Raw genomic sequence first — 26,888 nt, forward strand, 5'->3', positions numbered from 1 at the left:
AAATTATTTAGAAGTTTTTAAGTTAAAATCTTTTAAATTTTTTGTTTCGCTTGAGGTGTTTACCCCGAAGCGGAGGCGCATTTTACAGTGTTTCGATTTACTGTCAACACTTTGTTTTTACTTAATTTTTTTCAGTTTTCACTGTCTAAAAACCAAGCACCTTTCCGGGATTTTCTTTGGCCTATTTCTAGATAAAGAAAACGCGCTTCCCGTTGAGGAGGCGCGCATTATAGGGAGATATTATTATGGGTCAATAGCTGTTTCGAATTCTTTTTATTGCCTAGACAATTTCAAACAGGTGGTGCTTCTTTTTACCCAGTTTTGTGATGAAAAAACGACCATATAGGGCGTTTTCTTTGCTGAATATTTGTTTTGCATCCATTAATGAATCCATCCCATAGGCCTGGCCGTTCACCACGACCGCATTGCGACCTAACGCATCTTTAATTTGCTTACCCTGACCAAGGCCTGCATCAGATAAAAGCTGAGTTAAAGGCGCTTCACCTAAACCACTGGTATCAAGATCACTTGATGGTAGGCCATCCAGTTTAATTTGCTCTAAATCTTGCTCGCTAAGTTTGGTGGCATCCCCAGAGAATAAGGCTTCTGTAATGCGCTCAGCCGCCGCTAAACCTTCTTCACCGTGCAATAGCTGGGTGACTTCTCTGGCTAATATAGGTTGAGCTGTTTTACGCCCTTGAATTTCTGCATCTTCTGCTTCAATGGCGCTAATGGCTTCAACACTTAGAAAGGTGAAGTATTTTAAGAATTTATAAGCATCGGCATCCGCTGTGTTCAACCAAAACTGGTAGAACGCATAAGGAGAGGTTTTCTTAGCGTCTAACCAAATGGTACCGCTTTCTGTTTTACCAAATTTGGTGCCGTCTGATTTTGTCACCAATGGCAATGTAAGTCCGAATACTTGATTGCCATTCATGCGGCGGGTTAATTCTGTTCCCCCTGTAATATTTCCCCATTGATCCGAACCGCCTATTTGCAATATGCAGTTTTCGATTTCGTTTAATTTAGCAAAGTCATAGCTTTGTAGAATCATATAGGTGAATTCGGTGAAGCTGATACCTGCGCCATCACGATCAAGGCGCTGCTTAACGGATTCTTTTTGTATCATTTGATTCACAGAGAAGTACTTACCCACATCACGCAGAAAGTCGAGCATGGTGAACTCGCCAACCCAATCTAGGTTGTTTACTACCTTGGCGCTGTTTTCACCCTTTTCACCATTCGAGTCAAAGTCCACAAAACGACTAACCTGAGCTTTTAACTTCTCAACCCATTGACCAACAACTTCAGGGCCATTTAGTTTACGTTCAGCCGCTTTAAAACTAGGGTCGCCAATGAGGCCTGTTGCACCGCCTACTAAGGCCAGCGGTTTATGTCCTGCCATTTGGAATCGCTTCAATACTAGTAATGGTACTAATGACCCTATATGTAGGCTGTCTGCAGTGGGATCAAAACCACAATATAAAGTCTGACAGCCTGATTCTAGGCGCTCAACTAATTCTGCTTCGCCTGTGCAATCGTTGTATAGGCCACGGGCCTTTAGATCTTCTATTAATGCTGCTGTCATGGAGCTACCCAGTGTTCTTGATTCCTAAATAAGGAGGGCAAATTAACGGATTTGTACAGATTTGCAAGTTGTAACAGCAATTTAGCTGCCAACTACCTCCTAAAGCCATAAAACGGGTCTACTATTTAAAATAGGGAATGTTATGCTTGGCCCACTCGAAGTACAGGCAATACTATGATTAACAAGGATTTATCCACCATTGAGTTTTTACCAAAGCGCCATTGGATTGCGCTTGGTTTAACCTGTTTATTTGTGGTGGCACTGCTGATATTGATTCCCGTCAAACAAGAATTAGAACGCCGCACGTTTGCTTACCAATTACCCCTACCCGATTCAGATATAAAAGTAGCGACCAGCGAATCTAGCTCAGTTTGGGATATGCAGGATATTAAACCCGGTGATACTTTGGCTCAATTATTTTCTAATGAAGGCTTATCCCCACAAGCCCTTTATCAATTAACCCAAACGGAGCATGGTTCTAGCCTCAACCAACTACACCCTGGGGATAAAGTCGGTTTCAATCTGGAAGAGAAAACATTGCAAAGTTTTCGCTTAGAAAAATCACTGTTTGAAAGCTATGTATTCAATCGCACAGAAAGCGGCTTTGTCAGCCAGCAAGTTTTGTTAGAGCCCGATGTGGTTGAGACCTTTTCTCAAGGCACGATTGATTCCTCACTGTTTGAAACTGGAATGGATGCCGGCATGAGCAATAACATCATCATGCAATTGGCCACCATTTTTGGCTGGGATGTGGACTTTGCTTTGGATATTCGTCAAGGGGACAATTTCAGCTTAATTTACGAAGAAAAATACCTAGACGGTAAACGAGTAGGAGACGGCGATATCTTAGTGGCTCGCTTTGAAAACCAAGGCAAGACGTATACAGCTGTTCGTTATATTGATAGCAAAGGATACCCTCAGTATTTCACTCCAACCGGTCTTAGTATGCGTAAAGCATTCTTACGTACCCCTGTGGACTTCACTCGTATTAGCTCTCGTTTCAATTTATCTCGTAAGCACCCTATTTTGCATAAAATTCGCGCCCACAAAGGGGTGGACTATGCCGCGCGCAGAGGCACCCCCATTCGCGCCGCTGGCGATGGTAAGGTGATCTTTGCTGGTCGAAAAGGTGGTTACGGAAAGGTTCTTATTTTGCAACATGGTGCCAGTTACACCACATTGTACGCGCACTTAAATGCATTTGGCCGTGGAGTAAAAGTAGGAAGACGAGTTAAGCAAGGGCAAACTGTGGCATATGTGGGCAGCTCAGGATTGGCCTCTGGCCCTCATTTACATTACGAATTCCGCGTTAATGGCGTTCACCGCGACCCATTACGAGTGCGCCTGCCTCACGCCAAGCCAATTGCTCCTGAACAAAAAGACACCTTTATGCATCACGCAGAGATCATGGTTATGCGTTTAGAAAGTCACATTTATGGTGATTATTTTGCATCAAGATGATCCTTGTTATTACATTGGACAAATGTCCGGTACCAGCCTTGATGGCATAGATACGGTACTAATTAGAATTAGCGGGGGCAATATTGAGCTCATTGACTCACTTCATCAGCAATTCCCTAACACCATTCAACAAAACATAATGGCCCTATGCCATGGCACTCAAGATGAGTTAGACCTAAGCGCACGTGTAAGCAAACAATTAAGCGAACTATACGCCAAGGGCGTCAATGAATTACTAATACACAGCGGTGTTAAAGCTAACCAAATAAGCGCCATAGGTTGTCACGGACAAACCGTTCGGCACATGCCTCCTCATTATACGGTGCAACTTATCAATGGATCCGTATTAGCAGAGCTTACTGGGATTAATGTGGTGTGTGATTTTCGCGCACGGGATATGGCCGCAGGAGGTCAAGGGGCCCCGCTGGTTCCGGCATTTCATCAGCAGGTTTTCCAGCAGTCTGATAAAGATACGGTTGTGGTGAATATTGGAGGCATGGCCAATATTACGTTTCTACCTCAAACAGGCAAAGTGGGAGGATTTGATACCGGCCCAGGCAATGTTTTGATGGATGCGTGGTTCCTAAAACACCATAAGGGTCATTATGATCATAATGGGCAATGGGCACAAAGCGGCTCAGTGAACAAAACCCTTCTACAACAACTGTTAGACGACCCTTATTTTAAGCTGCCCGCACCTAAAAGCACGGGACGAGAACACTTTAACCTGCAATGGTTAATGCAATTCCCAATCTCTAGTATCGCCAATGAAGACGTTCAAGCCACGTTATTGCAACTTACCAGCCGCAGTATCGTTCAGGAAATTAAACGCCTAACCCCTTCAGCCGAAGTGGTGATTTGTGGCGGTGGCGCTTTTAATGGGCAACTATTGAAATGCCTAAGCCACGATCTAGGCGCCGATTACCATGTGTGTCGCAGCGCTAAAATGGGCATTGATCCGCAGTGGGTAGAGGCCATGGCATTTGCATGGCTGGCTCAGCAAAATATGTTAGGACTTGGCGGAAATGTGCCAGATGTTACTGGTGCAAAAGGTATGAGAGTACTGGGGGCGCTATACCCTGCTTAGAATTGCTGGTATCCAGCTTCGATCAGGCGCTTTTCTTCACTTAGACCAAGCGGCACCGTTTCAACAAATGGCGGCAGTTGGTCACGTGTAATGCCATTAGAACCCATCCACGTTTCGCAGATTTTAATATCCACCACTTTGAAGGCATCTAGCTTTGCAGCTTTATCAACTAATGCTTGATGTTGCTTATAGTTTTGTTTGATAAACGGCTTGGCTTCATCACCATGTAGAACAATGGCAATGGGCTGCTGTTGATAGGATTTTGATTGATTCGACCATGCTTCTGCTTCATCTAGGATTCCCGACAACTCTTGCGCGGTATGGGCATGCAATATAGCCACATATGGCTGAATTTCAGCCCATGTTAAAGAACTAAAACCAAGCAATAGAATCAGTGATAAAACACTAGATCGTAAATGACGAGCCACAACCACAGGTTGCAGAGGCTTGCGGATTAGTAACCACAAAGCGAGATCCTTCTAAGCTTTCTTGATAATCCAAACTGGCGCCATCTAAGTATGGGTAACTTAATGAATCCACCAGCACCTTTACGCCTTCTTGCTCTACTTGAGCATCATCTTCGGCTACTTCGGTATCGAATGTGAATCCATACTGAAAACCGGAGCAGCCACCGCCTGTCACGAACACCCTTAAACAAAGGGTGTCGTCACCTTCATCTTCCATAAGTAATTGTACTTTCTGTACGGCCGATTGGGTCAGTGAAAGAACACTCATACTACAAAACCTTAACTGAATATGCGGCCATTATGGAATTAACCGAGTATTTTAGTCAACTTTAGTTTCAGTGCCTTCTGAGCCAACCGCTGACTCTTTGGACTTACGCCCTTTACCGTTTTTGTCTTTGCCTTGGTGAATTAAGCTTCCATTCACTTGAGCGCCCATGACCATTTCCATCATATTGTAATGAACATCGCCATTTACTAGGGCTTTTTTCGCAAGCTCTACATGTTGGCCAGAATAAACATTACCCACCACCGTGCCGTTTATGATGATATTGGGCACGCGGATTTCGCCTTCTACGACACCGGTTTCACTAATGCGGACCACTGCACCGCTTTGCTCGTCAGCAATTAAGTTGCCCTTAATGCGACCATCAATGTGTAAGCCACCACTGAAGTGTAAATCTCCAATGAACTCAGACTTATTAGAAACTAATGTATCGTAATGACCTGTCGCTTTATTCTTATTACCCAACATCTTTACTCCTTACCCGGCCAAGGGAATGATTGCTCTACCCGGTTGGCCTTTGAACCATTTGTTTGTAAAACTACTTCGATTGACTCAGCCACAAAGCCTTCTGGCAATACTAATTCCCCTTCAATTTCTTGGAAGTAACGGAATTTATACTTAATGCCATAATCTTGTACGTCATCAGATATATCGCGTAAACCGTAAATCACTTGTTTACCGTCTAACACACCAATCACATTGACAGCTGCCAAACCAGATACAAAGCGTTGATTCGTGCCCACTTGGGTGACAACAACTTTGTAGCGATAACGTCTGTCCTCTAGGCTTGGAGTGATATCTACCTTTTGAATTCGTAAATCTTGTTTACGGGTAGAAGGGGCCATAATCCCTTTATAAAACGCCACCTCTTCTTGCAATGTGGCGATTTGATTACGCAAATCTACTAGGTTTTGGCGCAGACCTTCTGTGGAGCGGCGATCTACTTCTCCCCCTTTTTCAAGCATGATGACTCGCTGACTATAGCTGGCCATTTCTTCTTGGGCGATTTGTAGATCTTGCTGTAATTGGTCACGATCAGCAAACGCTTGTGCTTGTGTCTCTAGTGCTTCATATCGGCCAAATAAATAAGACGCGCCAGCCAAAGCCGCAATAATCAACAAGACAAAAAAGCGTCTAAAAAAACGTGTCCATGGGTCATAGCTGACCACCATTAGTTTTTCTTGCTTGCTGCCTTTAACTACTGTCATAGCATGCAGTCCTTGTGTTTTTATCTTATTTTATGGAAGCATAGCCGGTTGTGTCATGCCAGTTGTTTCATCAAAACCAAACATAATGTTCATGTTTTGCACTGCTTGACCCGCCGCCCCTTTTACAAGGTTATCGATAACAGACAGAATAATCACAGTATCACCACCTTGTTGACGATGAACCGCTATTTGATTGTAGTTACTGCCTTTCACATTGCGCGTTGCAGGGTGAGAACCAGCTGGCATCACATCTACAAACGGCTCATCTGCGAAGCGTTCTTCAAATATCTTCTGTAAGTCGACACTTGTGTCTTTTAATTTTGCATACATGGTGGCATGAATGCCACGAATCATAGGCAATAAGTGTGGCACAAAAGTTAGGCCCACTTCTTTGTTCTTGTTGGCGTTTTGAAAACCTTGTTTAATTTCTGGTAAATGACGATGACCACTCACGCCGTATGCACTAAAGCTTTCACTGGCTTCACAAAGCAATGTGCCTATTTTTGCCTGACGACCAGCGCCACTGACACCCGATTTACAGTCGGCAACGATATGATCAACTTCAATCAAGTTTTGTTCTAATAAAGGTAATAGTCCCAGCTGCGCCGCCGTTGGATAACAACCTGGATTAGCAATCACTTTTGCTGTTTTGATTTGCTCACGATATACCTCAGGCAAACCGTATACAGATTGCTCAACAATGTCAGGGCACGTGTGTTCCATGCCGTACCATTTTGACCATTCCTTCACATCTTTAATTCTAAAATCTGCACCTAAATCGATAACACGCACGCCGTTTTTCACTAATTCTGGCGTCATATCCATGGCGACGCCGTGTGGCGTGGCAAAAAATACTAAATCGCACTCACACAGAGTTTTAACATCCGGTACACTGAAGGTGATATTCGTGAAAGGTCGTAAGTTGGGAAACATATCCGATACTGGTGTTCCGTCTTCACCACGAGACGTTACAACTTTTAAATTAACGTGCGGGTGTTGTACAAGAATGCGTAATAATTCAACACCGGTATAACCTGTACCGCCCACAATACCTACGTTAATCACAATATCACCTACTTTTTTGATTAATCTCGAAAGGCCTTATAATAGCGCCTTTAGTGAAAAGTGATAGAGCAATCATGGCATCTTTGATACATCAGTTGAGATTAAGCTTAGCCCAAGGGGATGCATTACCTCAATTGGCCATTCTTGGTGTGATTGCCGGCCTCATTACCAGTGGTACCATCTTGTTGTTTCGTTATGCTATTGAAGCACCGTTGGCAGCCTATCTTGCAAACGGGGATCATGAAAACTTTGAATCCCTTGCGCCATGGATCCGTTTTTTCCTACCTTTAAGTGGTGCGTTACTTGTGGCGTTTATCTTCGCCAAACTCAGCACTCAAAGCCGAATGGTGGGCGTGAGCCATGTGCTTGAACGAATCAAACATCATCAAGGGCACATGCCGTTAACCAATTTTTTTGCTCAGTTTTTTGCTGGCATCATTTGCATCTTAAGCGGGCAAAGCTCTGGACGAGAAGGGCCTGCGGTACACCTTGGCGCGGCCAGTGGTAGTGTCATGGGCCGTCAATTTGAATTACCCAGTCGACACATTCAATTACTGTTAGCCAGTGGAGTGGCCGCCGCCATTAGTGCATCGTTCAACACCCCTATAGCAGGGGTTATTTTTGCCATGGAAGTCATTGTTATGGGGTTTAACTTTGTCAGTTTAATTCCTGTGATTTTGGCCTCTGTAACCGGTGCATTAGTGACACGCTGGGTCTACGGCACTGAACCTGCTTTCGAAGTTCCACCACTTGAGATGAGGTCATTACTGGAGTTTCCATTTTTAGTCTTTGAAGGGCTTTTAATGGGTGCACTGGCTGCCTTGTTTATTTGGATTTGTGTACGCACGGCCAAACTTGCCCCTAAAAGTATATGGACGCGCTTTCTCATTATTGGATTATTAAATGGATCACTAGCACTGGCTTTACCTGCCATGATGGGAATCGGTTACGACACAGTAAACCAAGCCATTACCGGACACTTACCTTGGGTAATTTTACTAACTTACGCCCTAGCCAAGCTATGTATCACGAGTTTAAACCTAGGGCTAGGCCAGCCCGCTGGAGCCATTGGCCCCATGTTATTTATTGGCGCATGTGCTGGTGGTGCATTGGGAGAACTGGGGAATTTCTTTGCACCTGATGTGGCCAGTGCTAACGGTTATTACGCAATGCTAGGAATGGCAGCAATGATGAGCGCCTGCTTGCAAGCACCGCTGACTGCACTCATGACGCTGCTTGAGTTAACCAATAACCCGAATATCATATTGCCAGCTATGTTGGTGGTGGTCATTGCAAACTTAACCGCCAGCGAGCTATTTAAGCAAAAGAGTTTATTCCCCCGACTATTACAACTACGAGGCTTATCAACCGACACCAGTCCTGTTGAACAAATGTTAAGGCAAAATAGCGTACTAACCGTAGCCGAGAAAAATATAAAAGTTGTCCCCAAACACGCCACCATAGATACCTTAAGGCTCGCACTTAACGGCAACCCAACTTGGTTAGTCATTCATGGCGAAAAGGGGATTCTCGGTGCATTGACCGCCGCCGATTTAGCCAATTTATTAATGGATGAAGATCGCTTATCTGAGTGGCTAGAAAAAGATGAAGAAGGGAATCATGTCATTAATTTAATGGCCATCCCTGCACAACGACTCACCTGCAAAAGTATTTCCATGCGCGCAAATTTACAAGAAGCATTGGATATCATGATTGATGAAAAAGTGGAGTGCCTCACTATCCATTATGGAAAAGAAGTCAACACCGCCTCTGTCATGGGTATCATCGAACATGATAAAATCCACAACTATTATCGATACACTCATTAGAGTTTAAGGATGTTCATGCTTTGGATTAAAGCGTTTCACATTATTGCGGTTGTCTGTTGGTTTGCAGCGCTATTTTATTTACCGCGATTATTTGTATATCACGCCATGAGTGAAGACCAAGCCAGCAAAGAGCGCTTTAAAATTATGGAGCGTAAGCTCTATCGCGGCATAATGACCCCTTCAATGATTGCCGTGATTATTTTGGGTGGTTGGTTATTAGCGCTCAATCCAAGTTATTACTTTAGCCAAGGCTGGGTACACGCCAAACTGACTCTTGTATTGGTATTAATTGGCTATCACCACTACTGTGGTTATTTACTCAAGCAATTTAAAAGCGACATTAACACCAAAAGCCATGTGTTCTATCGCTGGTTTAATGAAGCACCCGTTCTTATTTTAATCGCAGTGGTTATTCTTGCTGTGGTTCGCCCGTTTTAATTTTAGTAGGTTTTATTCATGGATATTTCGCGTTCTGAATCGTTATTCTCTCTGGCTCAAAAACATATTCCCGGAGGCGTTAACTCCCCTGTACGTGCGTTTAATGGCGTAGGTGGTAGTCCTATTTTCTTCCAACGGGGTGAAGGGGCTTACCTATATGATGAAGATGGTAACCGCTACATTGATTATGTGAACTCTTGGGGGCCACTGATTTTAGGTCACGGCGCACCTCAAGTGATTGAAGCGGTACAAAAACAATTGCTCAATGGTTTAAGTTTTGGCGCACCAACCGAAATTGAAATCACCATGGCAGAAAAAGTATGTGAAATTTATCCAAGCATGGACATGGTTCGCATGGTGTCCAGTGGAACAGAAGCCACCATGAGTGCTATTCGTTTGGCTCGTGGTTACACAGGCCGTGACAAGATGGTGAAATTCGAAGGCTGTTATCATGGACATGCGGATTCTTTATTAGTAAAAGCGGGTTCTGGTTTATTGACCCTTGGCGTGCCGAGTTCACCGGGTGTACCCAAAGCGGTTGCCGATTTAACCATCACCCTTACCCATAACGATTTAGACAGCGTGCGGGAATGTTTTGCGCAAATGGGCAGTGAAATCGCCTGTGTCATTGTGGAGCCAATTGCAGGCAACATGAACTGCGTACCGCCTGAAGGCGGCTTTTTGCAAGGCTTACGTGAGCTATGTGATGTTCATGGCATTGTGCTGATTTTTGATGAGGTAATGTGTGGGTTCCGTGCAGCAAAAGGCGGCGCTCAAGAAGTATATGGCGTCACCCCAGACATGACTACACTAGGTAAAGTCATCGGTGGCGGCATGCCTGTAGGAGCATTTGGCGGTAAAAAAGAGATCATGTCTCACCTTGCACCACTTGGCCCTGTTTACCAAGCGGGCACGTTATCAGGCAATCCAATTGCCATGGCCGCTGGTCTTGCCATGCTTGAAGCCATTAGCCAACCCGGTTTTTACGATGATTTAACCACACGAACCACCAAACTATGTGAAGGCTTAGAAACCCTAGGGCAAAAGCACGGTATTCCAATAAGCACCAACCAAGTGGGCAGTATGTTTGGTTATTTTTTCAGTGAAGAGAAAAACATCAGTCGCTTTGCGCAGGTGCAAAAGTGCGATCAAGAGCGCTTCAAAAAATTCTACCATGGCATGTTAGACGAAGGGGTTTATCTAGCACCTTCATCTTTCGAAGCGGGTTTCATGTGCGCAGCCATTACCGATGCAGATATTGAGTTTACCTTACAGGCAGCCGATACCGTCTTTGCTACATTGTAAGCCATCCATAAACGCCCAGAACATTCTGGGCGTTTATCTTTTAAATATGCCTTCTAGCACAGATTTCCTAAAAGATTATAGATTGTAAAGAAACAATCCTTTCGAGGACTTTCACAACATAATTGCGCAAGCTATGGCATCATTACCCAATTACTGACCCTCCATAAGAATGTTTACATAATGGTCTCTGATCTTACCCAAGGCTCCATATCTAAATGGTTATATCGCCTCACTGCACCTATGGTATTGGGCATATTGGCTATTTTCTTTTTTAACATAGTGGATACCTATTTCATTGGTTTGTTAGGCACCGAACCTTTGGCCGCCGTTAGCTTTACCTTTCCTGTAACCATGATCGTGATGAACTTAGCCATTGGTATTAGTATCGCAACCGGCGCTGTTGTCGCCCGAGCCTTGGGACAAAAAGAAGAAGCCCAAGCCCGTGCTTGGGTTACGGCCAGTTTGTATTTATCGGCACTAGTGAGTTTAACCTTGTCACTGATTGGCCTTTTAAATCAAGATCGCATTTTCACTTGGTTAGGTGCACCCGACAACATTCTGCATTTAATCAAAAGTTTCATGACATTGTGGCTAATGGGCTGCGTGTTTTTAATTTTGATGATTGTGATTAACGCCAGTATTCGGGCATCTGGTAACACCAAATTACCCAGCTTACTCATGTTAGGCAGTGCCACATTAAATGGCATATTAGACCCATTACTAATTTTTGGTATTGGCCCGTTCCCTGAAATGGGCATTCAAGGGGCGGCTTTGGCCACTGTGATTAGCTGGGGAGTAGCCTTCGTATTGGTGATGCGCTATATCCTAAAGCACAACTTAGTCACCCTTGCTTGGCCTGATGAGCTATTGGATAAATGGCGACTACTCATTAAGCTGGCCATTCCTGCATCTATTACTAATATGCTCACGCCATTGGCCAACGGAATATTAATAGCTTGGATTGCCACCTACGGCACTCATGCCGTTGCTGCATATGGTGTGGGCAGTCGACTAGAACCACTTGCCATGATTGTGGTGCTGGCATTTACCTCTAGCCTGACACCCTTTGTAGGACAAAACCACGGTGCCGGCGAGCATCAGCGCATCGAACAAGCTTTATTAAAATGCATGCAGTTTGTGTTTGTTTGGCAGTTGATCATTTATGCCTTATTAAGTTTGTTTGCCCACCCTATTAGCGCCGCTTTTAGTGATGAACCCGAAGTTCAAAATATCATCCGTACATTTATTTATATTGTACCAATGAGTTACTTTGCAATTGGATTCACCCTTGTGAGTACCGCCACTATGAACGCATTGCATAAGACGCAAATTTCACTGAATTTAAACCTCATGCGGTTATTTATGTTTTATTTACCTTGCGCTGCTATAGGCCAGTATTTAGGCGGACTAGAAGGAATATTTTGGGGCTGTATGGTTGGTAATCTCATTATGGGCATGTTGGTATTAGTGCTGTTTTTAAAAGTCCGCGCTAACCCTCACATGCAAGAACGATTACTGAAGGTTTAAAAACCCAAATAAACATGCACTTGGTTATTCGATATTTCCACATTTTTTAGTGTGGTCTTAATGAGTGACTGACGCATGTCTTGATCATCTAACTGATAAATCGGTTGTCGTTGTAAACTTTGCGCTAAGAGATCTTGAACTAAGGGCTGAATTTGCTCAACGACATCTGGGTTAATTTTATCTATGTGCAATTGTGTAATTCGAGGGCGGCTTAAATAAAACGCTCCCTTTTCGCTTTTGTAGACCAAGCTTCCTCGAATAGTGACATTCCCTGTACCGTGCATCCCTCCTAGAGCCGTTACATCTAGAAATGCCGTCACCTCTAACTGATTAGCACTTTCTAATAAATTAATATTGGCATCCGTCATTACAATATTGGCAAATAAGGTTTGTTTTTGTAATGGCGTTACCTGATTCAACTGTGTTTGTAACTCTTCTTCAGTGAATACCAAGGTTTGGGTAAACCCCAATGCGAAACTCGGTACACTACAAATAAGCACCAGCAACCATATTTTTAATACGCTGTTTTTAATCTTCAATTGACCTTCCCCCTACCATTTTCATCCATAGACACTCATTTAGAGCCTCTAGATAGCCTAAATCCGCCATCACAATCGAATTTTTAAGGCTATACTCTTTAGGTAATTCATGGAAGTACTACTGCACGAACCAAATAGCTAAGTTAAGCCCCATAATGAAATTGACTAACATAAAGCTTAAGGCAAAAAAGTCTTCCAAACGCTCTTCCATGAGACGCCAAGTATTGTCCATTGTTCTGATGTTTATCACTTCTAGTTTCGTACTCATCAGTTTAGGTTATGTACAATCCGAAACTTTTAATAGTGTAAGAGCCTTTGTGCGCGGCGAAGGACTTTGGGGGAAGGCTCAAAAAGACGCTTCCTTCCAGTTAGAGCAATACGCCGTAACCCGATCACACATATACTATAAAAAATTCCAAGAATCACTCAGCGTAAATCTTGGTGGTAAACAAGCCCGCTTAGCTCTGTTAGAACCTGAACCTAATATTGAATTAGCCAGAAAAGGCTTCTTGCAAGGAGGAAATCATCCTTTAGACATTGATAGCCTGATTCACTTTTTTCTGCGCTTTGAAGATTTTCATTACATGAAACAAGCCAAGCAAGTGTGGGCCCTTGGAGATGAAAAAATCTCTGATCTCATTACCCTTGGGGAACACATCCATACATGTATTCAATTAAATGATACCCAATGCCTACCACCACTATTAAAAGAACTTGAGACATTGAATGCTCAGCTTAATCAGATCGCCATAGAGTTCTCATTGGTCTTAAGCGAAGGAGCTCGCTGGATAAAAAATACCTTCATGACCATCAGTGTCATTGTTATTTTTTTACTAGCACTGGGTATGTTCTTCTACACTCGTAGAATTTTAATTGTCATAGATAAAAATGAACAAGAGCTGATAATCAGTGAAAATAGATTTTTATCTTTATATAACGCTAATGTCATTGGCATGATGGAATGGGATGTAGATGGTCGTATATTGGCCGCTAATGATGCATTTTTAAGCATGCTTGGCTATTCACGTAACGACTTAGCAACTGATTTATTAAATTGGAAAAACATCACACTCTATGATGATTCCCAAAAAGATAAACAAGCCGCTAAAGAACTTGCTGAATCAGGTTATTGCCAAGCTTATGAAAAAGTATTCATTCACAAAGACGGCCATCATGTTCCGGTATATATTGGCTCTGCGCTGTTACAAGGAGTAAATAATCAAGGGATTTGTTTTGTCATTGATCAAACCTTACAAAAAGAAAGTGAAACGCAATTAAAGCTCTCTGCTACTGTGTTTGATGCCAGTAGTGATGCCATGATCATTATGGATCAAAACAAACATGTTATTGCTGCAAATAAAGCTTATTGCCAATTAAAAGAAGTGTCTGAAAAAGAATTACTTGGTCGCACGCCCCCGATATTAAACTCAAATAAAATGCCCAAAGATTTTTATGATGATGTATCCAAAGCACTAATTGAAGATGGTTTTTGGAAAGGTGATATTTACAGTGAAACCAAACAAGGCACTGCACTTAGTTTATATTTAAGTATCAACACCGTTCGCGATAGTAGCTATCGAATCAGTCATTATGTCGCCAGTATGGCTGATATAAGCAAACGAAAAAATATGGAAGAACAGCTGAAAAAACTAGCACATTTTGATTTTTTAACTGGGCTTGCCAATCGAAGCTTATATCATGACCGACTCAATCATGCCCTATCTCGTGCTAAACGGCACCATACTCAATGTGCACTACTGTTTTTTGATTTAGACCGATTCAAGCCCGTAAACGATCAATATGGGCATGAAGTGGGGGATCTACTATTACAAGAAGTGGCTAAAAGAGTTCGCTTGCAAACCCGTAGTAGTGATACGGTAGCCCGCTTAGGTGGTGATGAATTTGCCATCATTTTAGAAGATATTGAAAACATGAAGCATGTAGAACTGTGCGCTACAAAGCTCATCCAAAGCATTTCCACACCTTTTGAGATTAAAGGCCAGAGTTTGCAAATTGGCTGCAGCATCGGTATCAGCCTCTACCCTAGTGATGGTTTTGATGGCACCACCCTAACACGCAACGCAGATATTGCCATGTATACAGCCAAAGGCTCGGGGCGTAATTGCTATTATTTTTACAACCCCGCTAACAAAAGCACTGCCTAATTCTCAGCCAGCTGTTAATTAGTACCCCATTGAAAGTCCCATGTATCAATTCAACTAGCGAATTATTTTTTAAAACGAAAAAAAACCGCTCGTTTTACGGAGCGGCCACGTCAAATTAGACAACTGAAGCCTGATGAGGCAGACATGTGCGTCAACTCAACTTACTACTGATTAGTTTAAACGAAAAAGAACCGCCCGTTTTACGGGGCGGCCACGTCAAATTAGACAACTGAAGCCTGATGAGGCAGACATGTGCGCCAACTCAACTTACTACTGATTAGTTTAAACGAAAAAAACCGCCCGTTTTACGGGGCGGCCACGTCAAATTAGACAATGTGATTAGCTTGATGAGAGAGAGTGTCACTCAACTTACTGCTACCCCTAGATCAAGGTAATGTGCGTTTCATGACAACAAGTAAATAATACTCATTATCATTTGAGTTATCAAGAACTATTCTCAATTAATTTCAAAAAGAATCTTAAACTGCCACTTCTTCTGTTAGTTGTTCATTTAATGATTGAATGCGACGGGACATATTCTCAAGTAAAGTCACCGCCACTTCAGGCTGGGCCTTAATCAAGTTAACAAACTCCACCTTAGGAATGGCTAATAATTGAGATTCCTCTCGCGCAATCACTGTCGCCGTGCGTTTTTCACCCGTAAAGGCGGCCATTGCTCCAAAGATTTCCCCTGATAGCACCTCGCCAACGGTGACGCCTTTAACAGTTACATCAGCACTACCTGATATCAACTGATACACAGTGTCAGCAAAATCACCTTCGCTAATCATTACGCCGCCCTTGGCGACGTTTTGAAAGCCAGTAGGAGCTTGAACATGGCTTTGTCTATGATAATGAGACAACATAACCTCATAGAAACCCATGCATGTGAGTAAGTAATTGCTAAAACGGTGTTGTCGATGAGGGTCGCTATTAATGTACTCCATGAAATCATCCCGGTGCACAAGCTCTATCTCCACCGTGTCATCTGCTCGAAGCCGCCCACAAGGTAAGCCAAATACACGGTGCAAACCAATAATATCTCCGGGCTCAAAACAGGCCACGTCCACATCATCATTTATGACCGTCACTAAGCCTGAGCGGATCAAGCCAAGTTGCTCCACATCAAGTTGATCCAACAAGTTATCTTGAGGTGCCAAACGACGGGTTTGAGTTTCCATTGTGTGGTCTTTAAAGATAAGCGCAGTCAAAGATGCTAGGCGCTCAAGCAATTTAAGGGCGGACACTGGCGCCTTGCCTAAAAACAACATAATACGGGCCACTAAAGAAAAAGAGGACCTATTTTTATCACAACTTGCGTACTATTTCCTAACAAATGAGTTAAAAAACGTCATTTTTTACCAGTTGACTAGGACTTAATGGATGGATGCCTTAGACGGGTGCCCTGCTGCATGGACATGAGGATTTCCTGTGCCGATATTTCACTAGGAAAAAAGCAGCCACTTATCTTAGCATCGGCTAAACTCGCGCCATTAAGCTTACAACCACGAAAATCCAACGATCTAAGGTCAGCTCCGCGGAAATAAGCATTGCTCAGATCCAAACCGCGAACGTCTAAGTTTCTAAGATCCAGCCCACGAAAGTCGCAGCCAGTTAAATCACAGCTACTACCTTGAGCCTTAAGCTTGTTAAACTCAGCTATTTTTTCATCCCTGAGCAATTGATACATAGGTTCAGGGGATATACGCGGCTTCATTACTCTCTCCTTAATGAGACATACTATAATTGAAGCCCAAAACCCCATAAGGTCAAACGTGCACGGTTTTATCCTTTCGCAAAAATGGCAAGACATCGAAGGTCAATTAGAACTCAGCTATTGGGTAACAACGGACCAAGGTGCCAAACTGATCACTATGTCAGCGCAAGAAAGCGTATGCTTTTGCCCTAGTTCTCACATGGATCAGATACCTGAATTGTCAGGCCTAAGGGTACAAACAGTTGAATTAAAACATTTTAATCAAAAGCCAGTTTGTGCCATTTACTGCAATAGTCATCAACTGCATTTAACCTTACGTAAATACTGTCAGCAAAATAACATCCCAATATGGGAGGCAGATATTAAACCTTCTCACCGGTATTTAATGGAGCGATTCATTAAAGGTAGCTTGCAGTGGCAAGGCCAGCACTTAGCTGACAACCCAAACCATTGGCAAAACCCCAAACTAAAACCCAGCCAATACCAACCTAATTTAAAGGTAATGAGCATGGACATTGAAACGTCTATGCCAACAAAAGAGAAAAAAGAAAAGCTCTATAGCATTGGTTTTGTTACTCAATGGCAAGATGAAAACGGCCAAATGTGCAACGAAAAACAGGTCTACATGCTAGGGCATAAGCAGGATGAACTCCCTGCTTGGTTAAACCTGTTTAAGACTGTTCGCGAATTACTTAATGCAGCAAATCAATACGTTCAAAAGGTAGACCCCGATGTAATCATCGGCTGGAACGTGATCAATTTCGACTTTAAAGTCCTACAGCGGATATACCATGAACATGGTGTTCCTTTCCACTGGACCCGTGATGGCTCACAAGTCAGCATTCGTGAAGGGCAAAACAACTTAAACTTTGTGGATATCGCTGGGCGGGTCATAGTAGATGGCATCGACGCGTTGCGAAACGCCACCTATCATTTTGAAAGCTTCTCTCTGGATTTTGTTGGCCACGAACTATTAGGAAAAGGAAAAAACCTCCAAGGACACCAAGGCCCAATTGAAGACCGCGGCAAAGCCATCTCTGACTTATTTGAAACAGACAAAATAGCACTAGCCACCTACAACGCAAACGACTGCCAGTTAGTACTGGATATATTTGAACATACACAAATTTTGCAGTATTTAATTCAACGCAGCTTTTTAACCGGCCATCTTCTAGATCGAGTAGGCGGCTCCGTTGCGGCGTTTGAATATCTCTATTTACCCATGCTGCATCGCGCAGGCTATATTGCTCCAAATTTAGGCGAAGGGTTTGATGGCTTTAAAGCCCCCGGTGGCTTTGTTATGGATAGTCGCCCCGGACTCTACAAAGATGTATTAGTTCTCGATTTTAAAAGCCTATACCCAAGTATCATTCGCACATTCAAAATTGATCCAATGGGGTTAATAGAGGGACTAAACGCCCATAAAAACCAGCAACCTGATGACACGATCAGTGGTTTCCATGATGCCTATTTCCATCGTAAGAAACACTTTCTACCCGACATTATCACTCAATTATGGGCCGAAAGGGATGAAGCCAAAAAGCAAAATAACGCCGCAACCAGTCAAGCGATTAAAATCATCATGAACAGTTTTTATGGAATTTTAGGCAGTACGGGGTGTCGTTTTTTTGATGCACGCCTAGCAAGCGCTATTACAGAGCGAGGTCATGACATCATTCAAACCAGTGCTAAATGGATCGAACAGCAAGGCTATGAAGTCATCTATGGGGATACTGACAGCGTGTTTGTAAGCTTACATACAGGCAAAACAGCAACGAACAAGCCTCTTTTAAGCCATCAAGCAAGTACCATAGGCCAAACTTTACAAGCAGGCTTAAATACATTTTGGCAGAACAAATTACATATTGACCATGGGATTCAAAGCCAATTAGAAATAGAATTTGAAAGCCATTATCAAACCTTTTTAATGCCCACCATTCGTGGCAGTGAGCAAGGCAGCAAGAAACGCTACGCAGGGATGACCGAAGGTAATAAGCTTATTTTTAAAGGACTAGAAGCGGTTCGTAGTGACTGGACTGCGCTGGCTAAAGATATTCAAACCCAACTATATACACGAATATTCAAAGATCTACCGTATAAGGATTATTTGAAATCCCTCGTCATGCAATTGCACAATGGTAACCGTGATGAAGAATTGATCTACAAAAAACGTATCCGCAAGCCTTTAAGTACCTACGTAAAAAACATCCCTCCACAAATTCAAGCGGCAAAACACGCTGATCACTACTATAAAGAAAAAGGCCTGAACAATCCTTATGAAAACGGCGGCTGGATTAAATACACAATGACAAAACAAGGGCCCATAGCCATTGAGTGCTTAAGTGAAGAGGCTTTTCAAATTGATTATAATCACTACCTTGAAAAACAAATAACGCCGGTTGTTGATGGTATTTTATATTTTCTCAATGAGCGCTTTTGCGACTTAATTAGCCCACAACAAGACATTTTTTCTTAACGTTATTCAAAGGCCCGTAATGCAATCGTTAAACACTTTAATTAAAACCATGTTGCCAGACGCACAGGTCAGCGTACAAGCATTACCCCAATGCCCTGCTATTTCACTTTATTTAGTTGATCCAATCACAATGACACGGCCTTTTACCATGGATGAAATACGTAGCATCTGGGAAAACACCGCGTATTGGGCATTTTGCTGGGCAAGTGGGCAGGTGTTAGCCAAATACATCTTAGATAACCCACACATAGTTCAAGGAAAAACTATTCTCGATTTTGGTGCAGGTTCAGGCGTTGTCGCCATTGCCGCCATGAAAGCAGGTGCTAAAAAAGTGATTGCATGTGATATTGATCAAGACGCTCTGATAAGCTGTGTAGAGAACGCCAAGTTAAATCAAGTTGAGCTTGAAATAAGTGAAGACTTATTCGCAATAAGCGATACTGACATTGACCTACTGATTGCCGCAGACGTGCTTTATGACAGGGAAAATCTCTCATTCTTAGACACTTTTTTTAATTACGCCCCACACGTGCTATTAGCGGATTCACGCATAAAAAACTTTCGACATTCGTGTTATCAGCACCTTAATAAAATCGAATCATTCACCGTACCCGATCTTGACGAATTAGATGAATTTCGCTACGTAAACCTCTATACAGGGCAGCGCACCTAAAACTAAGATAAAAGGCGTAGACATAAGGCACATGCATAACCTTTTATACTAGAAGTCAGGAACTCAAGGGCTATACTAAACGGACCAATATGTGATTCCCTAGGCCGCCATGCATTTTAATCCTAAACTATCCATTAAACGACTATATCTTATCTGTATAGGTGCTTGGTTAGTGATGATTAGCTCTCTGTTAATATCCTCTTATCAGGCGGACAAAGTAGATGCCTTTCACCGTTTGAGTTTTAAAGCTGAAGCCGCTTTCACCCAGTTTGAAAGACACTGGTTAGACTTAGAAAGTACAAGTCCCGCCATGAAGAATGATTACTTGCATCAACTGGCTCATAATTTCAAACCCACATTACATTTTTCAGCCTTAACGACACACGGCAAAGTAATCGCATCAAGCCTAAATAATCTCACCCAGCTATCTTATGGACCGGTAATCAAACAATTTGAAATGGCTATCGACCATGGCCAATCCTGTTTATTAATACTAAACGGATTACAACAACGCTCTGTAAGTGGCTGTGGTTTTTTACATGACAATATTTTTTTTATCGCAAGCCTTCAAAACAGCGATATATTCAAATACTGGATTAAAAAAGAAATATATTTTATATGTTTTTCATTCCTTAGTTTGCTTTTATTGTTAACCATTATTTTCTTAAATCACCGACAAAAACAAAACTCTCAAAAAGATTACAATCAGCTTAAAAGCAATATAAGTAAACAAGATGATGACTTCAAACGCTTGGTTAGTAATCTCCCCGGGGTTCTTTATCGTCTAAAACTCAGCGATCAATCTCTTGATTATTTAAGCCACGGAAGCGCTCAATTATTAGGCTACCCCCCTGAATACTTTTTAAAAAATCAAATAACCCCTTTTGATCTTATTGATAAAGACGATCAATCATCTTTTAAGCAGGAAAGTAAATCTGCGCACTTCTCATTAAAACCTTTTGAAATGGTATACCGCGTACTAACTGCCCAAAAAGAACACAAGTGGATTTTAGATAGAGGTCGCTGCTATGAACTCACTCCCGGCGATTACTACGTTGAAGGGGTTATGTTAGATATAACAGAGCGTGAACTTGTACGCCAACAAATAGAGTATCTAGCGGTTCAAGATCCACTCACTGAACTCTTCAACCGCTTTCGCTTTAATGATGAATTGGTACAAGCCGTGAGTCATGCAAAAATGACTAACGAAGTGTTAGCCATGTTATTCATTGACTTAGACCGATTTAAAACAATTAATGATTCCCTTGGTCACCAATTAGGCGACCGATTATTACAAAAAGTTGCACAGCGCTTGCAAACCATTTTGCCTGAGCACCACTTTTTAGCTCGAATGGGTGGTGATGAATTTGTCATATTAATGCGTAATGTGAAAAAGACGTCTGATATTGAAACCCTTGCCAATGGAATTAATCAACACCTAAGGCGTGTATTTAGAATTGATACCTATGAACTGCATACCAGCTGCTCTATTGGTATTAGTATTTGCCCTGAGCACAGCGAACACAGCCATATACTTTGGCGCTATGCCGATACTGCCATGTACCAAGTTAAAAACCGCGGCGGTGATGGTTTTCAGTTTTTTACACAAGAAATGGGCGATATGGTTCAACACCGTATCAATATTGAGCACAGCTTTATTCCTTCCTTTGAAAACCGGTATTTCGAGCTTTATTATCAGCCTCAGGTGGATATCAATACAAATGAACTACTAGGTTGTGAAGCTCTTATACGCTGGTTTCACCCTGAAATGGGCAGTATATCTCCAGTTGAGTTCATCCCTATTGCTGAAGAAACTGGCTTTATTCAAACATTGGGCAATTGGATTTTAGAGCAGTGTTTTGCTCAGTTAAAAATTTGGCACCAGTTTAAATCGGACTTTGTCATGTGTATCAATATCTCAGCGGCGCAAATCACACCTGATTTGCCAAACCGGTTACATAAACTCCTACAAGACAATGCTATTCCAGCTACTAGTATTGAATTAGAAATCACCGAAAGCCTATTAATGGAGAATATTGATTATATTCTTCCTATCCTTAATGAAATTCAAGATATTGGTATTCGATTCGCGATAGATGACTTTGGTACAGGCTATTCAAGTTTAAGTTATTTACGTTATTTACCCATCAATAAATTAAAAATTGACCGCGCATTTGTGATGAATATAGAAAATAATCAAGACGATATCGCCATGGTAAAAGCCATCGTCGCCATGGCAAAAAGCCTTAATTTAATTACTCTTGCAGAAGGCATCGAAACGGAATCACAATTGAAGCTTCTACAGTCCTTACATTGCGAACGCTATCAGGGTTACTATTTTAATAAGCCATTAGACTCTGACACATTTGAATCTCTATACATGAACGAATATTAACCTGTACAATATTTCATATTACCTTCATATATACTTGATATAGTATTTTTTGAATGCGCGTAAGGAAAGGCTGTGTCTAATTTAGAATCCATAATGAGTTTTGCTTCCGATATTGCATCACAAGCAGGCGATTTAATTGTATCTCTGCGCGCGCAGAATCGTTTACGCCATGACTATAAACAAGGTATAGAATTAGTAACCGACGCCGATATAGCAGCCGACAAACTCATTGCTGATGCCATTCGTCTTAAATTCCCAAATCATCAAATTTTAGCGGAAGAATCCAACCCAAACATGGACGCTATCGTTCATGACGATACACCCCTTTGGGTTATAGACCCTATAGATGGTACGGTTAATTATGCCCACCATCATCAAATGGTTGCGATTAGTATTGCCTATGTAGTGAAAGGCAAAATACAGGTGGCAGTGGTTTACAATCCGTTTTTGTCTGAGATGTTTAGCGCGATTCGTAAGCAAGGTGCTTGGTTGAACGACCAACCCATACGATGCAGCCAAACCAAAGACTTAAATCGTGCCATTTTTGCAACGGGTTTTCCTTACGACAAATCAACGCAACTGCCTCAGCTTATTACTCGATTACAAAGTATGTTAGAGCAATGCGCAGATGTGCGCCGCTTAGGCAGCGCGGCACTGGATATATGTTGGGTTGCGTTAGGTCGATTGGATGCTTACTACGAAACTGTTAGTCCGTGGGACTGTGCAGCAGGTTGGTTAATCGCAAAAGAATCAGGGGCTAAGTGCGGATACTTTATTCAACCTAACGATTCAATTACTCACGAATTACATAGTGAGAATTTATTAATTTGCACCCCAGCCTTATTTGAGCCAATTAAAACTATTCTTCAAAAGGCACAACTATAATTCGGTTATTCAGTTTTCATTAGTTCGTAGGCTTTTAAGCGTTTTCTTTCGTGATCATCAAACTCAGTAAGTAAGTCATTAAGTGCATTTTGCTTTTCACTCTCACTTTGGCTTTCGTCATTAAAAATCGCATATTTATTGGCAATAAATTGATTAACTTTGTTTTCCCATTGTGACCGCTTGCGATCAACCTCTTGTAACCGCTGAGCCGCTTCTTGACCAAATTCTTGTGTATTTAACTGGTAAATATCCTCTTCGCTGGCACCTTGGGTTTTCATCTTTTCACTTAGCTGAAACACTCTACCCACTTTTTCAGTTTCAGCACGCATCTGCTGAATATTAACGGGTAAAGTTTGTTCTAATGAATCTATTTGTGCTTGTTTTTCATTATCTGTTAATTGGTTATTGCTTTGTATTTCAAGCCGAGTAAGCATGAAGTCGTCATATACTTCGTCAAAACCGAAAAAAGCATCAACCGTTTCCTGATTAAAGTATTCGCGGCGCTTATCTCTTAATTGTTGTATCTGAAAACGCATATGGGTTAAATCTCCAATCTCATAGTCTTGTGGCGTTTGTAGAGACTGCTCTAAATCTGCCAATGCGTATTTATATCCAATATAGTCGTTAAATAACTGATGAGCTTGGCTACGAGCCGGTTCTTGTAAATTTAAATTAATGTCATCAGCAACCATATTTTTCACGTCATCAACGCTGAACTCCCCCATGGTTGATAAAAAATATTCAAAGCGATTTTTAATTGATTCGTTAAGTATTAAATATCCACTGTCATCAACAGGGTACAATCCGTCAATCGTTGTGCCTTTTAAAGAGCTATTCATTAACGCCTGCGGTAATGTATTTATCATGTGAGATGTCATCTCCCCCATTGAGGGTGGTGCACCTTTCAACATCACGCCCGGTCTAGCGGTTTCAATCTGATCAGTTACCATGATATTTGATGGAAACCATAATCCAAAAATCAAGTAGCTCACTACACTTAAAATTAATACATACTTCAACATAAATGACTTCTAATTTTTTAAGTAACAATTTTTATTGGTTATTGAACTAACATGCATGAATTTTAGCCTAAAAAAAGCGAAGCTAAGCTTCGCTTTTTAAAATTGGCTTATTTATAAACCCGCATTTTTTAAGCGGTTTGCATGGTTACGGTATGTGGTAATTGGGTCGGTTTCAAATAAATGGTGAATGCCAAATACTTGATTTACTTCATCAAGATGATTCATCCGATAGTCATCACGGATAACTTGGCCTAAATGGCTATCACACGATCCCACTAGGCCATCATTTTGCTCTGAGCCAAATGTCAGTGCGGTTAGCCCCATGGCCACGTCAGAGATATCCAGTACGTTAGTTAATGGGCTTGCACCACTCCAAGAATAATAGCGAATACCATTTACTAGGTAGTCTCCTTCGCCACAGGCTGTAGTGGGAACCCCTTGTGGATGCTGAGCGTTAAACGCTAATGCACCTTCTGTTGAAAGGGACGTCAACGCACCCAACGCATCAGGGGTATAGCCTCCACCACTTAGAAAATCCAATACCGTAGAAAAACCATTTACAATACCTAAAGCCAATCCTTCAAGTGCAGAATCTTCTGGAATTTTACGTAAAAAGTCAGCCGTATTTGAGCCTTTATTGACCCCAGCAACCGTAGTTACAGAGGCCACAAGGTCTGGCCGCACACTGGCTACATAGCGAATAGTGGGCCCACCATGACTATGACCGATTAAGTTCACTTTATCGGCACCACTTACGGCGATAATGTTTTCGATTTGCGTTATGAGCTGCTCACCACGTACTTCTGTGTAATTGGTATTACTCACTTGAGTCACGTACACAGTGGCGCCGTCATTACGTAAGTCTTGTGGAATTTTGTACCAGTATTCAACCCCTAGAAGTTCATCAAAGCCCAATAGACCGTGGGCCAATACAATTGGGTATTTAGTTTTTGTATAAGTGGATTGGAACCAGGAATCCCAGAACCAAGCTTGGCTTTGCATAGCAAACGTCATCGTTACCAACAAAGTCAGGCGCGTTATTATTTTTTTCATAGCCTTTCCTTATTATTTAGCACTGCTTATGAGTGCCTGAGAATGCGGCGACTTAAGCAACCAATGGTCGCTTTAGGGCCTCAAAGCAGTATAGGGTAAGGTAATGCTTGACCATCAGTCCGTTTCAGCCTTTGTGTATGAATTTATGCTAAAAAATAACCAATTCAAATAAATGACTTAATTTTGCAAAACCGGCGTACCAGCTAGATTATTTATTAACCGAGTCATGTATTAATATGTGCATAACTTTGTGGATATACAGTAGATATACAGAGGTATAAAAATAACATGGCTTATCTTTGTGTATAAAACCAACAAAATTTATTAAAAAACAGTGTAAATTCAGCGAGTTAAGTGTTTTCAACCGGTCTTAATAAGTGTTTGTATAAAGTTATATTTGCCCACAGAATCTGTGCATAACTTTGTGGATGAGTTGAAGATAGATGTCTACAGCAGGCATCAGCTCAGAGGAAAAGTCAGATTGACTAGAAAACAAACGTTTGTTTTAAATAAGAAAAAAGCGTTCTAAAAACAATCAGTTAGCGCGCTTGAAGTAGTTACTATTTAACCTTTACTCAAGCAATTATAGCCTTCACATCCACATCAACTGACAAGGTTCCATAGTAGTATCCGCCATATTGATTAAGCCTTGGATGGACATAGCCATAAGCCACTGCTTTATCCCCAAGTTGAATTAGGGTGCTGCCTTGCCATGATAAGGCCAGTTTTTCCACAGCCTGCGTGCGCGGTATTCCTAATGGGAAAACTCAGCTAATTCAGATTGAATAGGACTTAAATTTAGATTTGTATTTGTTAGCAGCAAACCCAGCTTCAACAGGACCACTGCTAACACGCTGGCCAAATTCACTTAATGATGGGGAGAGGTAATTACCTTGAAAGGTTTTCACCCAATGCCTAAGAGGCTGGTCAGCATCATAGACATTGTATGAATCTAGCACGGTGGGTTGGTGAAACACCTCGTGTGTTTCACCAAGACTTACGCTTGCAATAATGTGGATGGGTCTTTTTGAACATACGGCTTACCCCAAGGGCAAGTTACACCCTACCCGCCACTGCGCGTAATGCTAGTGATTTAATTTCACGAATCAAGGTCAGCTTTTCTTCTTCAGATAGAGCCTCTCGTTGACCTACTTGCTCTTCATAAGTAACCATTTGTGGTGCCAATGGTCCAACAAGCGCTTCAGATAACATCCCTACTAATGATGCCGCGGTGACGGTGGCGTTTTGCACCACAAACTCTCCAACACTGATGCCTTCGTTAACTACATCTTCGAAGGCCTCCGCATAAGCTAAGCGATAGCTTAAACGCTCTTTTTCCACTAGCTGATCCACAGGCTCGGCAATCAATGCATACGCTAAACGCGGTGATTGTAATGCGCGCTCAGCAAATGTTTCGATGGCATATATCAAACGATCCTGACAATTACCACTTTGCTGTGAAGCCTTGGTTACAGCCTCTAGCTCATGTTCCGTAGCATGGCGAAAAACCTCTGCCACTAATTCCCCTTTTGAAGGAAAATGCCGATAAATTGTGCCCGTTGCGATATCGCTTCTTTTTGCGACCTCAGCCACTGCCACTGTTTGAAAGCCGCCTTCTGCGACTAATAATCTCGATTCCTTGAGTATACGGTTGCGTGTCCCTGCCTTTTTTGCCTTGGTATGTTCAGTAGCTCTGTAAGCCATT

The 26,888-nt window shown here is 42.1% G+C and carries 25 protein-coding genes; 11 read left to right on the forward strand and 14 right to left on the reverse strand.

The features are described 5' to 3' along the window. Positions 1-280 precede the first annotated feature (280 nt). On the reverse strand, positions 281-1,588 hold the full coding sequence (gene tyrS / locus ABWV45_RS14720; protein ID WP_353352481.1) for a tyrosine--tRNA ligase: 1,308 nt from the start codon (positions 1,586-1,588) through the stop codon (positions 281-283). A gap of 174 nt (positions 1,589-1,762) precedes the next feature. On the opposite strand from tyrS, the gene ABWV45_RS14725 reads away from it, so the two are divergent. Next, on the forward strand, positions 1,763-3,049 hold the full coding sequence (locus tag ABWV45_RS14725) for an OapA family protein (protein WP_353352482.1): 1,287 nt from the start codon (positions 1,763-1,765) through the stop codon (positions 3,047-3,049). Then, positions 3,024-4,136 carry an anhydro-N-acetylmuramic acid kinase gene (locus tag ABWV45_RS14730; protein WP_353352483.1) on the forward strand — a complete coding sequence of 371 codons (1,113 nt, stop codon included), beginning with the start codon at positions 3,024-3,026 and terminating at the stop codon, positions 4,134-4,136. The genes ABWV45_RS14725 and ABWV45_RS14730 overlap by 26 nt, the downstream gene beginning before the upstream one ends. Here the strand turns inward: ABWV45_RS14730 and ABWV45_RS14735 are convergent. From ABWV45_RS14735 to argC, 5 genes are read right to left on the reverse strand one after another with little or no spacing between them, the layout of a single operon-like run. Further along, complete coding sequence (locus ABWV45_RS14735) at positions 4,133-4,603, reverse strand: DsrE family protein (protein WP_353352484.1); 471 nt, start codon at positions 4,601-4,603, stop codon at positions 4,133-4,135. The two genes, ABWV45_RS14730 and ABWV45_RS14735, sit on opposite strands and share 4 nt — an antisense overlap. After that, positions 4,542-4,871, reverse strand: a complete 330-nt coding sequence (erpA, locus tag ABWV45_RS14740) for an iron-sulfur cluster insertion protein ErpA (protein WP_353352485.1) — start codon at positions 4,869-4,871, stop codon at positions 4,542-4,544. Before erpA ends, ABWV45_RS14735 begins: the two co-directional genes overlap by 62 nt. A gap of 51 nt (positions 4,872-4,922) precedes the next feature. Then, positions 4,923-5,354: a bactofilin family protein gene (locus tag ABWV45_RS14745; RefSeq protein ID WP_353352486.1), complete on the reverse strand. Its 432-nt coding sequence runs from the start codon at positions 5,352-5,354 to the stop codon at positions 4,923-4,925. A gap of 2 nt (positions 5,355-5,356) precedes the next feature. After that, positions 5,357-6,094: a DUF6776 family protein gene (locus ABWV45_RS14750; protein ID WP_353352487.1), complete on the reverse strand. Its 738-nt coding sequence runs from the start codon at positions 6,092-6,094 to the stop codon at positions 5,357-5,359. Positions 6,095-6,124: 30 nt separating this feature from the next. Continuing rightward, positions 6,125-7,159 (reverse strand): N-acetyl-gamma-glutamyl-phosphate reductase, encoded by a 1,035-nt coding sequence (gene argC, locus ABWV45_RS14755; RefSeq protein ID WP_353352488.1) that lies wholly within the window; start codon positions 7,157-7,159, stop codon positions 6,125-6,127. A 74-nt stretch (positions 7,160-7,233) separates the two neighbouring features. On the opposite strand from argC, the gene ABWV45_RS14760 reads away from it, so the two are divergent. The 4 genes from ABWV45_RS14760 (at position 7,234) to ABWV45_RS14775 (ending at position 12,258) form a co-directional block, all read left to right on the forward strand. Continuing rightward, positions 7,234-8,988: a chloride channel protein gene (locus ABWV45_RS14760; protein WP_353352489.1), complete on the forward strand. Its 1,755-nt coding sequence runs from the start codon at positions 7,234-7,236 to the stop codon at positions 8,986-8,988. A gap of 15 nt (positions 8,989-9,003) precedes the next feature. Beyond that, positions 9,004-9,426 carry a CopD family protein gene (gene hemJ / locus ABWV45_RS14765; protein WP_502914687.1) on the forward strand — a complete coding sequence of 141 codons (423 nt, stop codon included), beginning with the start codon at positions 9,004-9,006 and terminating at the stop codon, positions 9,424-9,426. A gap of 24 nt (positions 9,427-9,450) precedes the next feature. Then, positions 9,451-10,731, forward strand: a complete 1,281-nt coding sequence (hemL, locus tag ABWV45_RS14770) for a glutamate-1-semialdehyde 2,1-aminomutase (protein ID WP_353352516.1) — start codon at positions 9,451-9,453, stop codon at positions 10,729-10,731. A 180-nt stretch (positions 10,732-10,911) separates the two neighbouring features. After that, positions 10,912-12,258, forward strand: coding sequence for an MATE family efflux transporter (locus tag ABWV45_RS14775; protein ID WP_353352491.1), 1,347 nt, complete (start codon positions 10,912-10,914; stop codon positions 12,256-12,258). Here the strand turns inward: ABWV45_RS14775 and ABWV45_RS14780 are convergent. After that, entirely contained in the window at positions 12,255-12,797 is a 543-nt protein-coding gene (locus ABWV45_RS14780; protein WP_353352492.1) for a YceB family lipoprotein, read from the reverse strand. The genes ABWV45_RS14775 and ABWV45_RS14780 overlap by 4 nt on opposite strands. A 209-nt stretch (positions 12,798-13,006) precedes the next feature. On the opposite strand from ABWV45_RS14780, the gene ABWV45_RS14785 reads away from it, so the two are divergent. Beyond that, positions 13,007-14,962: a sensor domain-containing protein gene (locus tag ABWV45_RS14785; protein ID WP_353352493.1), complete on the forward strand. Its 1,956-nt coding sequence runs from the start codon at positions 13,007-13,009 to the stop codon at positions 14,960-14,962. A 479-nt stretch (positions 14,963-15,441) separates the two neighbouring features. Here the strand turns inward: ABWV45_RS14785 and ABWV45_RS14790 are convergent, their stop codons facing one another. Beyond that, positions 15,442-16,143, reverse strand: coding sequence for a cyclic nucleotide-binding domain-containing protein (locus tag ABWV45_RS14790; protein WP_353352494.1), 702 nt, complete (start codon positions 16,141-16,143; stop codon positions 15,442-15,444). A gap of 188 nt (positions 16,144-16,331) precedes the next feature. Next, positions 16,332-16,679 (reverse strand): pentapeptide repeat-containing protein, encoded by a 348-nt coding sequence (locus ABWV45_RS14795; protein ID WP_353352495.1) that lies wholly within the window; start codon positions 16,677-16,679, stop codon positions 16,332-16,334. Positions 16,680-16,737: 58 nt separating this feature from the next. On the opposite strand from ABWV45_RS14795, the gene ABWV45_RS14800 reads away from it, so the two are divergent. From ABWV45_RS14800 to ABWV45_RS14815, 4 genes are all read left to right on the forward strand, one after another. Further along, positions 16,738-19,155: a DNA polymerase II gene (locus ABWV45_RS14800; protein WP_353352496.1), complete on the forward strand. Its 2,418-nt coding sequence runs from the start codon at positions 16,738-16,740 to the stop codon at positions 19,153-19,155. 19 nt (positions 19,156-19,174) lie between these two features. Beyond that, positions 19,175-19,828, forward strand: coding sequence for a class I SAM-dependent methyltransferase (locus tag ABWV45_RS14805; protein WP_353352497.1), 654 nt, complete (start codon positions 19,175-19,177; stop codon positions 19,826-19,828). 109 nt (positions 19,829-19,937) lie between these two features. After that, positions 19,938-22,223: a putative bifunctional diguanylate cyclase/phosphodiesterase gene (locus ABWV45_RS14810; RefSeq protein WP_353352498.1), complete on the forward strand. Its 2,286-nt coding sequence runs from the start codon at positions 19,938-19,940 to the stop codon at positions 22,221-22,223. A 72-nt stretch (positions 22,224-22,295) separates the two neighbouring features. Beyond that, positions 22,296-23,108: an inositol monophosphatase family protein gene (locus tag ABWV45_RS14815; protein ID WP_353352499.1), complete on the forward strand. Its 813-nt coding sequence runs from the start codon at positions 22,296-22,298 to the stop codon at positions 23,106-23,108. 5 nt (positions 23,109-23,113) lie between these two features. Here ABWV45_RS14815 and ABWV45_RS14820 read toward each other — a convergent pair whose 3' ends face one another. The 5 genes from ABWV45_RS14820 to ABWV45_RS14840 form a co-directional block, all read right to left on the reverse strand. Further along, positions 23,114-24,130, reverse strand: coding sequence for a lipase secretion chaperone (locus ABWV45_RS14820; protein ID WP_353352500.1), 1,017 nt, complete (start codon positions 24,128-24,130; stop codon positions 23,114-23,116). A 111-nt stretch (positions 24,131-24,241) separates the two neighbouring features. After that, a complete protein-coding gene (locus ABWV45_RS14825) occupies positions 24,242-25,183 on the reverse strand; it encodes a lipase family alpha/beta hydrolase (RefSeq protein WP_353352501.1) in 942 nt (313 codons plus the stop codon). A gap of 575 nt (positions 25,184-25,758) precedes the next feature. After that, positions 25,759-25,917 (reverse strand): hypothetical protein, encoded by a 159-nt coding sequence (locus tag ABWV45_RS14830; protein WP_353352502.1) that lies wholly within the window; start codon positions 25,915-25,917, stop codon positions 25,759-25,761. Between the two features lie 42 nt (positions 25,918-25,959). Continuing rightward, positions 25,960-26,160: a hypothetical protein gene (locus tag ABWV45_RS14835; protein WP_353352503.1), complete on the reverse strand. Its 201-nt coding sequence runs from the start codon at positions 26,158-26,160 to the stop codon at positions 25,960-25,962. A 79-nt stretch (positions 26,161-26,239) separates the two neighbouring features. Continuing rightward, positions 26,240-26,887 carry a TetR/AcrR family transcriptional regulator gene (locus ABWV45_RS14840; protein WP_353352504.1) on the reverse strand — a complete coding sequence of 216 codons (648 nt, stop codon included), beginning with the start codon at positions 26,885-26,887 and terminating at the stop codon, positions 26,240-26,242. Position 26,888: the final 1 nt, after the last annotated feature.

This window comes from Oceaniserpentilla sp. 4NH20-0058, from assembly GCF_040371755.1.
In the GTDB taxonomy this organism is placed as follows: Bacteria; Pseudomonadota; Gammaproteobacteria; order Pseudomonadales; family Oceanobacteraceae; genus Bermanella.

Bases quoted from the DNA above. Each gene is read 5' to 3' on its own strand.
- tyrS (WP_353352481.1), bottom strand. From the start codon at position 1,588: ATGACAGCAGCATTAATAGAAGATCTAAAGGCCCGTGGCCTATACAAC.
- ABWV45_RS14725 (WP_353352482.1), top strand. From the start codon at position 1,763: ATGATTAACAAGGATTTATCCACCATTGAGTTTTTACCAAAGCGCCAT.
- ABWV45_RS14730 (WP_353352483.1), top strand. From the start codon at position 3,024: ATGGTGATTATTTTGCATCAAGATGATCCTTGTTATTACATTGGACAA.
- erpA (WP_353352485.1), bottom strand. From the start codon at position 4,871: ATGAGTGTTCTTTCACTGACCCAATCGGCCGTACAGAAAGTACAATTA.
- ABWV45_RS14745 (WP_353352486.1), bottom strand. From the start codon at position 5,354: ATGTTGGGTAATAAGAATAAAGCGACAGGTCATTACGATACATTAGTT.
- ABWV45_RS14750 (WP_353352487.1), bottom strand. From the start codon at position 6,094: ATGACAGTAGTTAAAGGCAGCAAGCAAGAAAAACTAATGGTGGTCAGC.
- ABWV45_RS14760 (WP_353352489.1), top strand. From the start codon at position 7,234: ATGGCATCTTTGATACATCAGTTGAGATTAAGCTTAGCCCAAGGGGAT.
- hemJ (WP_502914687.1), top strand. From the start codon at position 9,004: ATGCTTTGGATTAAAGCGTTTCACATTATTGCGGTTGTCTGTTGGTTT.
- ABWV45_RS14775 (WP_353352491.1), top strand. From the start codon at position 10,912: ATGGTCTCTGATCTTACCCAAGGCTCCATATCTAAATGGTTATATCGC.
- ABWV45_RS14785 (WP_353352493.1), top strand. From the start codon at position 13,007: ATGAGACGCCAAGTATTGTCCATTGTTCTGATGTTTATCACTTCTAGT.
- ABWV45_RS14790 (WP_353352494.1), bottom strand. From the start codon at position 16,143: ATGGAAACTCAAACCCGTCGTTTGGCACCTCAAGATAACTTGTTGGAT.
- ABWV45_RS14795 (WP_353352495.1), bottom strand. From the start codon at position 16,679: ATGAAGCCGCGTATATCCCCTGAACCTATGTATCAATTGCTCAGGGAT.
- ABWV45_RS14805 (WP_353352497.1), top strand. From the start codon at position 19,175: ATGCAATCGTTAAACACTTTAATTAAAACCATGTTGCCAGACGCACAG.
- ABWV45_RS14810 (WP_353352498.1), top strand. From the start codon at position 19,938: ATGCATTTTAATCCTAAACTATCCATTAAACGACTATATCTTATCTGT.
- ABWV45_RS14820 (WP_353352500.1), bottom strand. From the start codon at position 24,130: ATGTTGAAGTATGTATTAATTTTAAGTGTAGTGAGCTACTTGATTTTT.
- ABWV45_RS14825 (WP_353352501.1), bottom strand. From the start codon at position 25,183: ATGAAAAAAATAATAACGCGCCTGACTTTGTTGGTAACGATGACGTTT.
- ABWV45_RS14840 (WP_353352504.1), bottom strand. From the start codon at position 26,887: ATGGCTTACAGAGCTACTGAACATACCAAGGCAAAAAAGGCAGGGACA.